General features: G+C 71.6%; 11 protein-coding genes. 8 read left to right on the top strand and 3 right to left on the bottom strand.

What is annotated here, in order from left to right; genetic code table 11:
• Positions 1-82: 82 nt before the first annotated feature.
• The 4 genes from WH85_RS33500 to WH85_RS33515 all read left to right on the top strand — a co-directional run bounded on the left by WH85_RS33500 (position 83) and on the right by WH85_RS33515 (position 5859).
• Positions 83-1315 (top strand): MFS transporter, encoded by a 1233-nt coding sequence (locus tag WH85_RS33500; protein WP_045746094.1) that lies wholly within the window; start codon positions 83-85, stop codon positions 1313-1315.
• 10 nt (positions 1316-1325) lie between these two features.
• Complete coding sequence (locus WH85_RS33505) at positions 1326-3053, top strand: glycoside hydrolase family 3 protein (protein ID WP_045746095.1); 1728 nt, start codon at positions 1326-1328, stop codon at positions 3051-3053.
• Between the two features lie 78 nt (positions 3054-3131).
• Complete coding sequence (locus WH85_RS33510) at positions 3132-3956, top strand: TIGR03620 family F420-dependent LLM class oxidoreductase (RefSeq protein WP_045746096.1); 825 nt, start codon at positions 3132-3134, stop codon at positions 3954-3956.
• Positions 3957-4179: 223 nt separating this feature from the next.
• Positions 4180-5859: a DEAD/DEAH box helicase gene (locus WH85_RS33515; RefSeq protein ID WP_045746118.1), complete on the top strand. Its 1680-nt coding sequence runs from the start codon at positions 4180-4182 to the stop codon at positions 5857-5859.
• A gap of 99 nt (positions 5860-5958) precedes the next feature.
• Here the strand turns inward: WH85_RS33515 and WH85_RS50915 are convergent, their stop codons facing one another.
• Both WH85_RS50915 and WH85_RS50920 read right to left on the bottom strand, forming a co-directional pair.
• Positions 5959-6471: a hypothetical protein gene (locus WH85_RS50915; protein ID WP_045746097.1), complete on the bottom strand. Its 513-nt coding sequence runs from the start codon at positions 6469-6471 to the stop codon at positions 5959-5961.
• A 43-nt stretch (positions 6472-6514) separates the two neighbouring features.
• On the bottom strand, positions 6515-6871 hold the full coding sequence (locus WH85_RS50920) for a winged helix-turn-helix transcriptional regulator (protein ID WP_045746098.1): 357 nt from the start codon (positions 6869-6871) through the stop codon (positions 6515-6517).
• 100 nt (positions 6872-6971) lie between these two features.
• Between WH85_RS50920 and WH85_RS33530 the strand changes: the two genes are divergently transcribed.
• The 3 genes from WH85_RS33530 to WH85_RS47640 all read left to right on the top strand — a co-directional run bounded on the left by WH85_RS33530 (position 6972) and on the right by WH85_RS47640 (position 11620).
• On the top strand, positions 6972-7580 hold the full coding sequence (locus WH85_RS33530; RefSeq protein WP_211275524.1) for an NAD(P)-dependent oxidoreductase: 609 nt from the start codon (positions 6972-6974) through the stop codon (positions 7578-7580).
• Between the two features lie 70 nt (positions 7581-7650).
• Positions 7651-9564, top strand: coding sequence for an ABC transporter ATP-binding protein (locus WH85_RS33535; protein WP_045746099.1), 1914 nt, complete (start codon positions 7651-7653; stop codon positions 9562-9564).
• A gap of 100 nt (positions 9565-9664) precedes the next feature.
• The gene (locus WH85_RS47640) at positions 9665-11620 is read left to right on the top strand and encodes an exonuclease domain-containing protein (RefSeq protein WP_083449444.1); all 1956 of its coding nucleotides are present in this window, start codon (positions 9665-9667) and stop codon (positions 11618-11620) included.
• 58 nt (positions 11621-11678) lie between these two features.
• On the opposite strand, the gene WH85_RS53325 is transcribed toward WH85_RS47640, so the two are convergent.
• Positions 11679-12089: an ankyrin repeat domain-containing protein gene (locus WH85_RS53325; protein ID WP_045746100.1), complete on the bottom strand. Its 411-nt coding sequence runs from the start codon at positions 12087-12089 to the stop codon at positions 11679-11681.
• Between the two features lie 746 nt (positions 12090-12835).
• Between WH85_RS53325 and WH85_RS33550 the strand changes: the two genes are divergently transcribed.
• The gene (locus WH85_RS33550; RefSeq protein ID WP_045746101.1) at positions 12836-13183 is read left to right on the top strand and encodes a histone-like nucleoid-structuring protein Lsr2; all 348 of its coding nucleotides are present in this window, start codon (positions 12836-12838) and stop codon (positions 13181-13183) included.
• The last annotated feature ends 433 nt before the right edge of the window (positions 13184-13616 follow it).

Genomic DNA, 13616 nt, shown 5'->3' on the forward strand with positions numbered 1-13616 from the left:
ATCAGCTACCGCAGGCTCTTGACCTGTGACATCGGCGACGCCTAACTTTTTCCCCCACCGGGAAAAACTAGGGAGTACGCCCGTGACCGTCACCGAGAACCAGCACCCGCCGACACGCCTCCGCAGGCTCCTCACCTGGATGTTCCCGGCCAACGTCAGCCTGTTCCTGCTCTGGGGAGCGGTCCCCGCCATCCTGCTGCCGCTGCAGATCGAGGCGATCGACCCGGCCGCCAAGGCGACCAACCTGGCGCTGGTCGCCACGGTCGGCGCGCTCGCCGCGATGCTCGCCCAGCCGCTGGCCGGGACCCTCTCCGACCGGACCCGCGGCCGCTTCGGCCCCCGGGCGCCGTGGATCGCCGGTGGCGCCCTGATCGGCGGGTTGGCCCTGCTCGACATGGCCGCCGCGAACACCCTGGTACAGATCGGCATCGCCTGGGTGATCGTGCAGATCGCCTTCAATTTCGTGCAGGGCCCGCTCAGCGCGATCACCCCGGACCGGGTTCCCGTCGAGCGTCGCGGCACGTTCTCCGCCGTCGTCGGGTTCGCGTCGATGTTCGGCTCGCTCGGCGGGCAGATCATCGGCACCCGGTTCGCGGAGAGCATCGGTACCGGATACGTCACGTTCGCCGGGATCGCCGTCCTCGGACTCGGCCTGCTCCTGCTGCTCAACCCGGACCGGGACAACCGCGACGAGCCGCGCCGCCGGTTCGACCTGGCCGCACTGGGCCGCAGCTACTGGTTCAATCCGCGACGACACCCGGACTTCGCCTGGGCGTTCCTCGGCCGGCTGCTGCTCTACCTGGGCTACTTCCTGATCCTCAACTACCAGCTGTACATCCTGCAGGACCACATCGGCCTCGGCGACGATGCAGTCTCCTTCGTTCCGGTCGTCGGCGGTCTGATGCTGGTGGCCACCCTGCTCACCACCGCGATCGGCGGTCCGTTGTCGGACCGGGCCGGACGCCGCAAGCCGTTCATCTACGTCGCGTCGGCGGTCTGTGCGGCAGGCCTGGCCGGTCCGTGGCTGCTGCCCACCACGACCGGGATGATGATCTTCGCGGTGGTCACCGGTCTCGGGTTCGGCCTGTTCGGCTCGGTCGACCAGGCCCTGGTCACCCAGGTTCTGCCGGCGAAGGAGGACTTCGCCAAGGACCTCGGCGTGGTCAACGTCGCCGCCACCCTGCCGCAGATGCTCGCCCCCGCGATCGCCGGTGCGGTGGTCGGCCTGGCCGGTTACGCCACCCTCTTCCCGGTCGCGATCGCCCTCATGATCCTCGGCGGCCTGGCCGTCGCCCCCATCAAGTCCGTGCGCTGAAAGGTTCGCCGTGTACCCCTATCAGGACCCCACCCTCCCCGTCGGCCAGCGGGTCGAGGACCTGCTCGACCGGATGACCGTGGAGGACAAGGCCGCTCTGCTGTTCCACCCGCTCACCCTGGTCGACGACTTCGACCGGCCCGGGTTCATGGACGCGCCGACGCTCGGCGCGATGCTGGACCGGGGGATCACCCACATCAACATCCTGTCCGCGCCGTCGGCCCGCGCCATCGCCGAGTGGCACAACGCGGTGCAGGAACGCGCCCTGCGGCACCCGCTCGGCATCCCGGTCACGGTGGCCAGCGACCCGCGCCACCACTTCACCGACAACCCGGCGACCGCGCTGCTCGCCGGGCCGTTCGCCCAGTTCCCTGAGCCGCTCGGACTGGCCGCGATCGGATCCGCCGACCTGGTCGCCGCCTTCGCCGACCTGACCCGGCGCGAATACCTGGCGGTCGGCATCCGGACCGCCCTGCACCCGCAGATCGACCTGGCCACCGACTCCCGGTGGGCGCGGCAGAGCACCACGTTCGGCGAGGACCCGGAGCTGTCGTCGGCGCTGGGTGTCGCGTACATCCTCGGTCTGCAAGGAAAGCAGCTCGGGACGGAATCGATCGCGGTGATGGCCAAACACTTTCCCGGAGGCGGGGCACAGAAGGACGGCGAGGATCCGCATTTCTCGTACGGGAAGGAGCAGGTCTACCCGGGCGGCGGCTTCGACCTGCACCTGGAGCCGTTCAAGCGGGCCATCGCGGCGGGCGTCGCCCAGCTCATGCCGTATTACGGAGTACCGGTCGGCACCGCGTACGAAGAAGTGGGCTTCGGTTTCAACAAGGACGTCATCACGGGGCTGCTGCGTGACCAGCTCGGCTACGACGGCATCGTCTGCACCGACTGGGGCATCCTGTCGAACACCTGCTGGGGTGTGGAGCACCTCAGCTACGAGCAGCGCATGGTCAAGGCCCTCGACGCGGGCGTCGACCAGCTCGGCGGCGAGTACCGCACCGAGACCCTGACCGCTCTGGTCAAAGCCGGCACCGTCAGTGAGGCCCGGCTCGACGTCTCGGCCCGCCGTCTGCTGCGCGAGAAGTTCCGCCTCGGCCTGTTCGACGACCGGTTCGTCGATGCCGACCGGGCCGAGACGATCGTCGGCACGCCCGCGTCGCGCGCCGCAGGGATGGCCGCGCAGACCGCCGCGCACACCCTGCTGACCAACACCCCCGACGGTCCGGCGCATCTGCCGCTGGCGCGAGGTCTTCGGGTGTACGCGGAAGGCCTCACCCAGGAGCATCTCGGGCAGCGCGCGACCCTGGTGGCGACTCCGGCCGACGCTGACGTGGCAGTCCTGCGGCTGAGTGCCCCGTACGAGAAACGCGGTGAACCGATGTCGGTGGAGTCGTTCTTCCACGCCGGTTCCCTCGACTTCCCGGCCGGGGAGTTGGACCGGATCCGCGCGATCGCCGCCGCGGCCCCCACCGTGGCGGTGATCTACCTGGACCGTCCGGCGATCCTCACCGAGCTGGCCGAGATCACCGCATCCCTGGTCGCCGACTTCGGCGCGTCCGCGGAGGCCGTGGTGCAGGTGCTGTTCGGCGAGGCCCGGCCGGAGGGCAACCTGCCCTTCGACCTGCCGTCGTCGATGGCCGCGGTCGCGGCGAGCCGCCCGGACCTGCCGTTCGACACCGCCGAACCGCTGTTCCGTTTCGGGCACGGGCTGCGCTATTCCGCGATCGGCTGAGACACAGAACGCACCCCGTTCCTCGGCCGAGTGGGATATGCCTAGGGGAGAGCAGTCCATCGACGAAGGTGTGGGGCGATGACGGATCTGGGCGGGCAGTACGGGGTGTGGCGGCGCGGAGTCGACGCCGACCCGCAGTTCGCGGCGGCGGTGGAGGAGCTCGGCTATCGCAGCCTGTGGCTCGGGGCGGTGACCGTCGACGACCTCGACCGCAGCCACGAACTGCTGGCGGCGACCACGGGGCTGATCGTGGCCACCGGCATCGTCAACATCTGGACGATCCGGCCGGACGTGGCGGCGGCCTGGTTCCACCGATCGCACGCGGCGTACCCCGGAAGGGCTGTTCTGGGCATCGGCACCGGCCACCGGGAAGCTCAGGGCGACCAGGCGGCCACGCCCTACCAGGCGCTGGTGGCCTACGTCGGCGCGCTGCGCAGCGCGGGCGTCCCGGCCGACCGGATCGTGATCGCGGCGCTCGGCCCGCGGGCGCTGAAACTGTCCCGGGACGAGGCCGGCGGCACCCACCCCTACCTGACGACACCCGAACACACCCGGGCCGCGCGCGAGATCGTCGGCCCGGACCGGCTCGTCGTCACCGAACAGCACGTGAAACTGGGCGACGACCCGGCGGAGAACCGCCGCGCCGGCCGGGAGGCGCTGACCTTCTACCTGAAGCTGACCAACTACCGGAACAGCTGGCTGCGGCAGGGCTTCACCGAGGCCGACCTGGCCGGCGGCGGCAGCGACGCCCTGGTGGACGGTCTCGTCGCCCAGGGTTCGGCGGCGGCCGTCGCCGAACGGCTCCGCGCGCATCTCAAGGCGGGCGCGGATCAGGTCGTCATCCAGGCGCTGGGCGAGGACCCGATCGGTGACCTGACGGCACTGGCGGACGAACTCGGGTAGCCGCACCCGGGTTCAGCGGACTCGGCAGGGCCGGCGCGTCGGCGGCCGGCACCTCTCCGCGGGGACCGGGGTGGTGACTCACCGGAGTGCGGGGGATGCGGGGAGTGCTTTCCGGCGTACCCCCGCACGGGTTTGATCGTGAAACGCCGCATGCACACCCGGTTGACAGAGTGGGGGTCGGCCCTTTTGCGGCGGTCGCGGAACGGCTTCGTATCCTGTGGTCATGAACGAAGACCTGCTGGAGACCGACGCGGCCTTCGTTGCGCTCGGGCTGCGTCCGGAGTTGCTGCGCGCCCTGAGCGGCCTGGGCTACGAGGAACCCACCCCGATCCAACGTGAGGCCATCCCCCCGCTGATCGCCGGCCACGACCTGGTCGGTCAGGCGGCGACCGGCACCGGTAAGACCGCCGCTTTCGCCCTGCCGCTGCTGCAGAAGCTCACCCCCGGCAGCCAGGCGGGCCCGGCCGCCCTGGTGCTGGTGCCGACCCGCGAGCTCGCCGAGCAGGTGTCGCAGGCGGTCCACCGCTACGGCCGTGACCTGGGCGTTCGCGTCCTCCCGGTGTACGGCGGGCAGCCGATCAGCCGTCAGCTGCAGGAGCTGCGCCGCGGCGTGGACATCGTCGTCGGCACGCCCGGCCGGGTCCTCGACCACATCGAACGCGGCACGCTGAAGCTCGGCGAGTTGAAGTCGGTGGTTCTCGACGAGGCCGACGAGATGCTGGACATGGGGTTCGCCGAGGACATCGAGGCGATCCTGTCCGAGACGCCGGACACCCGGCAGACGGTGCTGTTCTCGGCGACGATGCCGCCGCGGATCGACGCGATCGCCCGCCGGCACCTGCGTGAGCCGATGCGTATCCAGATGGCCCGGGAGAAGACCTCCCCGGACAGCCTGCCCCGCGTGCGGCAGAGCGCCTACCTGGTGACCCGCGCCCACAAGACGGCCGCGCTGGGCCGCATCCTGGATGTCGAGGCGCCCACCGCGGCGATCGTGTTCTGCCGCACCCGGGAGGAGACCGACGAGGTCACCCAGAGCCTCAACGGCCGGGGCTACCGGGCGGAGGCCCTGCACGGCGGCATGAGCCAGGACCAGCGTGACCGGGTGATGAGCCGGCTGCGGTCGGGCGCCACCGAGTTGCTGGTCGCCACCGACGTCGCGGCCCGCGGCCTGGACGTGGAGCAGTTGACGCACGTCATCAACTACAACGTGCCGGCGGCCCCGGAGGCGTACGTGCACCGGATCGGCCGGGTCGGCCGCGCCGGCCGGGAGGGTGCCGCGATCACCCTGGCCGAGCCCCGCGAAGGCCGCATGATCAAGGCGATCGAGCGGCTGACCGGCCAGCGGATCGCCACCGAGAAGCTGCCCACGGTCACCGACCTGCGTGCCCGCCGGATGGAACTGACCCGCACGACCATCCGGGAGGCGCTGGACGCCGACGACCTGGAGCGGTTCCGGCCGATCCTGGAGTCGCTGGTCCAGGACGGCGACCTGGAGACGGTCGCCCTGGCCGGGCTGAAGCTGCTGCACGAGGCGAACGGCGGCGACGTCGACGAGCCGGAGATCCCGTCGGTCTCGCCGCCGCGCGAGCGTGACAACAAGCGCCCCCGTTCCGACGACGACCGTGGCCCGCGTCACTCCCGCGGCCGCAACTCCGACGCCGACCTGACCCGCGTCTTCGTCGGCCTGGGCCGCCGGGCCGGTCTGCGCCCGCAGGACCTGGTCGGTGCGATCACCGGCGAGGCCGGACTGCCCGCCCGCGACGTCGGCGCGATCCAGATCACCGACCGTTTCTCCCTGGTCGAGATCCCGGAGAGCGACGCCGAGCGGGTGATCAGCGCCCTGCAACAAAGCACCATCCGCGGCCGTCGCCCCACGGTGCGCCGCGAGCGTTCCGGCAGGTAGCAGAATCAGCGAGGGGCGCGGCGGGATCCTCCGGTCGCGCTCCTTCATCGGGTACGCGTGAAGCGCGCTCACCCCCGCCGATGGTTCATGTACCGCCGGCTATCCCACGTGACCCTCGAACCAGCGGGTGACGTCGCCGAACGCCGCGGCGGCCGCCGTCTCGTCGATGTCGTCCTGCTCGCCGAACAGGTGATGGTACAGGTCACGCAGGGGTGCGCCGTCGCCCTGCAGCCGGTCGAGCGTCGTGTCGTCGCGCACCTGGATGGCCAGGTCGCGGGCGGCGTCGAGGCAGGACACGATGTCGCCGCTCACCATCCGGGCCACGCCCAGGCCGCGGGCCAGCACGTCCGCCACGTGCGCGAAGTCGATCTCGTCGACGTCCGGTTCGCCGTCGGTCAGGGACCGCACCGCCTCGGGATAGCCGGGCAGCGCCGCCAGCAGGCCGGTGCCCGCGGCCGGCGCCTGAACGGCCAGTTCCTTCACCGAATCGGCGAGGACCACCCGGCTGTCGTCGCCGGTCAGGAAGTAGTCGAACTCGCCGTCGACGTTGCCGCCCCACAACGTCACGCCCGCACGCCGCGGCAGGACCAGTCGCACCGGGTAGAAGACCACGGCTACGGATGGTACCGGCGCGGCCCGGTTCGTCGGCGAGTCCTCAGAGTCGCGCGCGGGCCTCGGCGAGTTCGGCGGCGTGGGCCCGGCTCCAGGCGCATCCGGCGGCCATCGGCTCCAGCAGGGAACGGCCGAGGGCGGTGAGGGCGTACTCGACCCGGGGCGGCTGTTCGTCGTACGCCGTCCGGGTGACGAAGCCGTTGCGTACCAGGGAGCGCAGCGATTCGCTGAGGACCTTCGGGGTGAGCCGGTGCAGGGGCGCCCGCAGTTCGGTGAAGCGTCGCGGGGAGTCCTCGAGGCAGACCAGGATGTGTGCCGTCCACTTGTCACCGACACGGATCGGCACGGTCGAGGGGTCGGCGCAGTCGTCGAATCGGGCCGGGTCGAGTGGCTCGCGCATGAGCAAGGATAGGCACGTCACGGCCGGTACCGTTGCGGGTACCGAGGCCTGTGGCCGTATGGTCCGCTCCGTCCGAAAAGGATCGAGTGGGGGAGTGGGCATGCGGATCGTGGTGTTCGGGGCCGGTGGGCGTGCCGGCCGGCGTGTGGTGGCGCTCGCGGCCGGGCGCGGGCACGAGGTGACCCCGGTGGTCCGGGACCGGTCGCGGTATCCCGGCAGCGGTGCGGTCGAGGGCGACGTCACCGACGCGGCGGCGGTGCGGAGCCTGGTGGCCGGGCACGACGCTGTGATCATGACAGCGGTGCGCCTGGACGTCCCGTCGGTCACGTTCTTCCCGGCGGCCGCGCGGGCACTGGTCGCGGCGCGCCCGCGGCGTCTGGTCGCGGTCGGCATCGGCACGACGCTCGAGGTCGAGCCGGGCGTCGCGGTGCACGACAGTCCGGGTTTCCCGGCCGAGCACCGGGCGTTCTCGCTGGGGCACGTGGCCCAGCTCGACGCGTTCCGGGCCGCGCCGGCGGACGTCGACTGGGTGGTGCTGGCCCCGCCGCCGGTGGTCCTTGCCGACGAACCGGCCGCCGGCGATTACGTGACGGGCGGTTCGGCGGTGCTGCCGGGGACCGCGTTCTCGTACGGGGATCTGGCCGCCGCCCTCGTCGACGAGGCGGAGACGCCCCGTCACCACCGGGAGCTGGTGGCGGTCGCCCGCTGATCCGGGTGGAAGGGCGCGGATCGTCGGGTGGCCGACAGTCCGGTCCGGCGCGGCACGGTAGCGGTGGGGGATGGACTCAGCACAGGACGATCAGTTGGTGCTCCCGGAGTTCCGGGAGAGCTGGTGGGAGACCGGTCTGCGGGCGCGCGCCTCGGCCGGCATCGTCGGCGTCTTCACCGAGCTGCCGGCGTTGGTGGGCCGGGCGGTCCGGGTCGCGTGGCGGGCGGACCGGCTGCGGACCGGGCTGGTCGGGGCGGCGACGCTGGTCTCCGGGGCGCTCGCCGCCTTCGGTCTGCTCGCCACCCAGCAGGTGCTGATCGAATTGTTCGCCGGTGGTCCGACCGCCGACCGGGTACGCGCGGCGCTCCCCGCCCTGGTGTGGCTGGCCGCGGCGACCGCGGTCCGCGGCGGGCTCGGCATGGTCGTCGGGTGGGCGCTGAACGGGCTGACGCCGCGGGTGCACCTGGCGGTGGAGCGGCAACTGTTCGAGCAGACCACGGCGGTGGAGCTGCGGGCCTTCGACGACGACGGGTTCGCCGAGGGGATGGAACGGGCGACCCGCGGCACCGAGGCGGCGATCGAACTGGTGCAGAACACGATGAACCTGTTCGCCGGGGTGGTGAGCCTGCTCGCGGTCACCGTCGCGGTGGTCACCGTGCACCCGTTGCTGCTGCTGGCGTTGCTGGTGGCGACCGTGCCGACCGGGTACGCCGCCCTGCGCGCCGGCCACGTGAAGTTCCAGTCCTACCTGGCCAGTTCGACCCGGCGCCGCCGGCAGTGGGTGCTGCAGCGGCTGATGGCGGAGCGGACCTCCGCGGCCGAGTTGCGCTCCTACGGTCTGCGGGGCTTCCTGCTGCGCCTGTACGACCAGGTGATGGGCGCCCAGATCGGCGAGGAGTTGCGGGTGGCGCAGCGGGTCACCGCCACCACCAGCGTCGGTGCGGCGATCGGCGGTGTCGCCCTGGCCGGCGTCTACGTGCTGCTGGGGGTGCTGCTGCTCGACGGGGAGATCCCGCTCGCGGCCGCGGCGACCTGTGTGATCGCGGTGCAGGCGGCGCAGCGGGCGCTGGCGATGGTGACGTTCCAGGTCGACCGGGTCTACGCGTCCGGCCAGTTCTTCAACGAGTACGTCCGGTTCCTGGCGAAGGCCGCCGGATACCTGCCCGCCCCGGCCCCGGCCGGTGGCGGGCCGGGACCGCTGTCCGAGGTGAGCGTGCACGAGGTGAGCCTGAGCTATCCGGAGCGGAACCGGCCGGCGGTCGACGGGGTGTCCCTGACTATCCGGGTGGGGGAGACGGTCGCGCTGGTCGGGGAGAACGGGTCGGGCAAGTCCACCCTCGCCGCGATGATCGCCGGGCTGCGCGAGCCGGACCGCGGTGAGCTGCGCTGGAACGGCCGGCCCTATCGGGAGTGGGACCGTCCCGGGCTGGCCCGCCGGATCGCGGTCGCCAGCCAGGACCATCATCGCTGGCCGTTCAGCGCGGCCACCAACATCGCGATGGGTGACATCGACGCCTCCGCCGATCAGGGCCGGATCGAGGCGGCGGCGCGACAGGCGGCGGCCCACGAGATGATCGGGGATCTGCCGCACGGGTACGAGACGCTGCTGGACCGTACCTTCAAGGAGGGTCAGGATCTGTCCGGCGGCCAGTGGCAGCGGATCGGGGCGGCGCGCGCGTTCCTCCGCGAGGCCGACCTGCTGATCATGGACGAGCCGTCGTCGGCGCTCGATCCGCGGGCCGAGGATGCGCTGTTCCAGGCGTTGCGGGCCCGGCAGGGGCGGCGGACCACGATCCTGATCACGCACCGGCTCGCCAACGTCATCCACGCCGACCGGATCCTCGTGCTGGAGCAGGGGCAGCTGATCGAAACCGGTACTCACGACGAGCTGATGGCGGCCGGCGGCCTCTACGCGCAGTTGTTCACCCTGCAGGCCGCGGGCTACCGGACCCGGATCGACGACGTGCCGGATCCGGCTGTCTGATCCCGGTCCGGGACCGTCCCACCGACCCCGCCTTGCGCTCGTGATCTTGAGAAGGCCATGATGCAGGGCCGGACGAGCGGGTGAGGACGGTACAACAGTCGTGGAAAGCGTGGACCATCCACTGCACTGGTTCCGGCCCGGCTATCTGACCCGCGACGAGGATCGCGAAGATGGCCGTGAGCTGGACACACTGGAGTTCGTGGCGGTCGACTTCGAGACCACCGGGCTGGACTCCGGCCGGGACCGGATCGTGGAGGTCGCGGCCTGCCGGTTCACCGCCGACGGCACGATCCTCGACGAGTACGCCAGCCGCGTCGACCCGGTGACGGCCTCGGTGGCGTCGACCGCCGCCGTGCACGGCCTCACCGACGCCTCCGTCGGGGGCGCGCCCGTCTTCGGCGACGTCTGGCCCGGCCTGTCCCGGCTGATGTCCGGCGCCGTCGTGGTCGCGCACAACCTGGCCTTCGAGGACGGGTTCCTGCGCCAGGAACTGCGCCGCGCCGGCGTCGACCTGGCCGGGACCATCCCCGGGGTGTGCACCATGGTGGCGTCCTGGTCGCATTTCGATCAGCCTTCCTACAAACAGGACGCCGTCTTCCGTACGCTGACCGGCACGTCCCCGCACGACGCGCACACGGCGCTGGGCGATGTGCGCAACCTGTCCGTGATCGTCGCGTCCCTGCTGCGCCGCGTGCCGGGTCTGCGCTACGCCGGACCCGCGCCGGTCGAGCTTCCCGCCATCGGCGGACCCAAGCGGATGTACGCGCGACCGATCGTCGAACAGGCCGTCCAGTGGAACAGCCTGCCGCTCAGCAGCCTGGAATTCCCGTACGACGAGGTCGCCTTCCGGGTCGGTGCCCGCGAGCTCCTCGCCGCGGCCGACGACCCGCAACGCCGGGAGGCACTCGTCGCCCTGATGGGCGCGAGCGGCCTCGGCGCGGACCAGTTCTGCCGCACGCTGGCCGCCACGATCGTCGCGCTGCTCGCCGAGCCTCTCCCCTGGGACGACACCCTCGAGGAGACGCTGGACCGGCTGGTCGACGCGATGGGGTCGCGGGAGTTCGCGCAGACCGTCGCCGCCGGCATCCGCGACCACGTCGGCCCGGACCGGGTGACCGGCCGGATCCACCTCGGCGAACGCTGGCAGGTCCCGGCGGACCACCCCGGCCGGGACGAGCTGGTCGCGGCATTGAAGCTGCGCGGCGTACACGTGCTGAAGACCCGGCGGACCGCGGTGGACGCGTGGATCGACGGCGACCGGCTGCACCGCGGCGACGAGGACCACGACCTGGACGCGTTCTTCGCCGACCGGCTGCGCCTGGCCACCGTCGAGGCGCACGAACGTCTGCTGGCACACGCCGACGAGCTGCGGGACCGGCATCCGGCGACGGCGGGGATCCCGCTGGCAGACGCTTCCTTGCCTTCGGCGCTGATCGAGCCTGAGCAGCCGTCGCCTTCGGCGCTGATCGAGCCTGAGCTGGCGCCGCCTTTCGTGCTGATCGAGCCTGAGCTGGCGCCGGACTGGCGGTGGATCATCGACCCGGACTACGAGGCGAAACGGGCCGCCGCCGCGGCCGTCGCCCACCTCCCGCCCGAGGAGCGCGAGAGGCACGAACGCGAACGCGAGGAGTTCGCCCGCCGCCGCGCGGAACGGGCCGCGAAACGGCAGGCCGAGCGGGAGGAGACCGAGCAGCGGGCCCAGCTGGACGCCGAACGGCAGGCCCGGCTCGAAGCCCGCGAGGCGGCCAAACGCGAGGAGGCCGCGCGGAAGGCCCAGCGCGAGGCGGACCGGCAGGCCCGCAAGGAGGCCGAATGGGCGGCCCGCGAAGCGGCCGAACCGAAGCCTGCCCCCGCGGCGGTGCCGTCGCGGTCGCCGTTCCCGGTCGGCAGGCGGACCGTCATGCTGGCGGCGGCCGTCCTGATCGTGGCGGTCCTGGTCGGTGTGATCGTGCACCCGGTCTGGGCCGCGGCCTGCGTACTGGCCGGCCTGGCACTCGTGATCGTCGACGCCCGGCGGTCGGCGGCGTCCCGCTCGGGCGGCGACCAGTCGCCGTAGCGCAGCGATCGTCGACGCCCGTTTCGGCGGGTAGTTTCTGGTGAGATCGGGGCGTACGTCAGCGGCCGGCGTCGTCCATCGCGGCGAGAGCGATGTGGTGTCCGCCCACTTCGGCCCATTCCCTCGCGGTACGCCCCCGCCCGCCGTCCTCACGCCGCAGCGGGTCGGCACCGGCGGCCAGCAGCGCCCGGACCGTGGCATCATGCCCCCAGCAGGCGGCACCACACAACGGCAGGCCCTCGTCGCCGGATCCGCTCTCCCGGTTCGGGTCGGCCCCGCCCGCCGCAAGCACGCGAACGTTCTCCGCCCGGTCCTGCACACTCGCCCGATAAAGCGGCGTGGTCCCGTCGAGATCCGGCAGGTCCGGGTCGGCGCCCGCCCGCAGCAACTCCCCGACGCGTTTCGCGGACCCCCAGCCGGCCGTCTCCACGAGGAGCCGCTGCAGCTTCTTGCGCCGACGTCTGTTCACCCACCCATTATCGTGGCCGCTCCCCGTCCGTCCGTTCGCAGTCCCGTTCGTTCGCAGTCCCGTTCGTTCGCAGTCTCGTTCGTCTGCGGTGCCGTTCGTCTGCAGCGCCGTCTGTCCGTTCGCAGTCCTGTCCGTTCGCAGTCCTGTCCGTTCGTGGTCCCGTCCTTCCGTGGTCCCGTCCGTGGCCGACGGCTCCGGATCGCCAGCCGTTCTTCTTGGTTGTTCCGGGTTCGTGGGGTGGGCCATGGTTGACGGCTCGGGTGTGCCGGCCGTTCCCCATGGCTGTTTTGTGTTCGTGGGCGAGCCGTGTTCGACGGCTGGGGGCGGTCGGCCGTTGCCAGTGGCTGTTTTCGGCTCGGCGATGGGCCGTGGTCGACGGCTCGGGCGTGTTGGCCGTGCTCCACGGCTGTTTCGGCCCGCTGGGAGCGACGGCCCGCCGGGAACGACGGCCCGCCGGCAACGACGGAGCATCGGGGGCGCTGGGAATGCCGGTGGGCAGCGCGTCACAGAACAAGGGCGTCGCAGAACAGGGCACCGCGCGGCATTCCGGGTGATCGCAAGCTGCGGGCGCGGCCGGTTAACCGCCGCCGGGATTGGTCCGGAGCAATTCCAGGGACGTCATTCCAGGATTTTGGCGGGTGATTCACCTGCTGGAAACAAGCCACCGTGGAAGAAATTAGACTGATCGGCCGGAGGCGGTTAGAATTTCGCCAGCGCACTTCCGTGCAGAATTGGAGCCCACCCCCATGGCGAAGAAGACAATCACCCTCCTCACGGATGACCTGGACGGCAGCACCGCCGATCGGACCGTCGAGTTCTCTCTGGACGGTGTGAATTACACGATCGACCTGTCCGACAGCAATGCCGGCAAGCTGCGTAAGGCGCTCGAGCCCTATCTTGGTGCCGGCACCCGTCTGGGTCGCACTGCCGCGATCAACCGGCGCAGCCCGGTCGCGTCGAGTTCGTCCGGCGGCGGCTCGACCCGGGACCGCAATCAGGCGATCCGCGAGTGGGCGGCCAAGAACGGCCACCAGCTCGCCGAACGGGGTCGCATCCCGTCCGGTGTCGTCGAGGCGTTCGACGCCGCGCACTGACGTCACCCTGACCGCTCGGCGCCGTTTCCGCAACGGCGCCGTCGGTGTACGGCGGAACGGCGGGAATCCTCCGGCGATCCGGGTCGCGGCAACGGGTTGCGGTTGTCGACGTCCTTTCCGCGTACGCAAAGAATCGTCACGAACCGCAGCCGCCCACCGGCCGCCCGTGGACGCCCGGCGTGCCCACCGCGATCTTCCAAAGCCCGGCCCCGTGCGGCGCGGGCCGTCGTGCTACCCGCAATGATCGCGGCGCGGGCCGTCCTGCTACCCGCAATGATCGCGGCGCGGGCCGTCGTGCTACCTGCAATGATCGCGGCGACGGCGGCCGGGGCGGCGTCGCATTGTCCGAGGAATTGACGCTCTTATCTCGGCTGATCGCCCGGGAATGTGCCGTGCCGCAGATCGGCGGTCCTGGTAGCGGTGGTCTGCCGGC

This window comes from Actinoplanes rectilineatus, from assembly GCF_000962825.1.
Taxonomy (GTDB): Bacteria; Actinomycetota; Actinomycetes; order Mycobacteriales; family Micromonosporaceae; genus Actinoplanes; species Actinoplanes rectilineatus.

Bases quoted from the DNA above. Each gene is read 5' to 3' on its own strand.
- WH85_RS33510 (WP_045746096.1), top strand. From the start codon at position 3,132: ATGACGGATCTGGGCGGGCAGTACGGGGTGTGGCGGCGCGGAGTCGAC.
- WH85_RS33515 (WP_045746118.1), top strand. From the start codon at position 4,180: ATGAACGAAGACCTGCTGGAGACCGACGCGGCCTTCGTTGCGCTCGGG.
- WH85_RS50920 (WP_045746098.1), bottom strand. From the start codon at position 6,871: ATGCGCGAGCCACTCGACCCGGCCCGATTCGACGACTGCGCCGACCCC.
- WH85_RS33530 (WP_211275524.1), top strand. From the start codon at position 6,972: ATGCGGATCGTGGTGTTCGGGGCCGGTGGGCGTGCCGGCCGGCGTGTG.
- WH85_RS33535 (WP_045746099.1), top strand. From the start codon at position 7,651: ATGGACTCAGCACAGGACGATCAGTTGGTGCTCCCGGAGTTCCGGGAG.
- WH85_RS33550 (WP_045746101.1), top strand. From the start codon at position 12,836: ATGGCGAAGAAGACAATCACCCTCCTCACGGATGACCTGGACGGCAGC.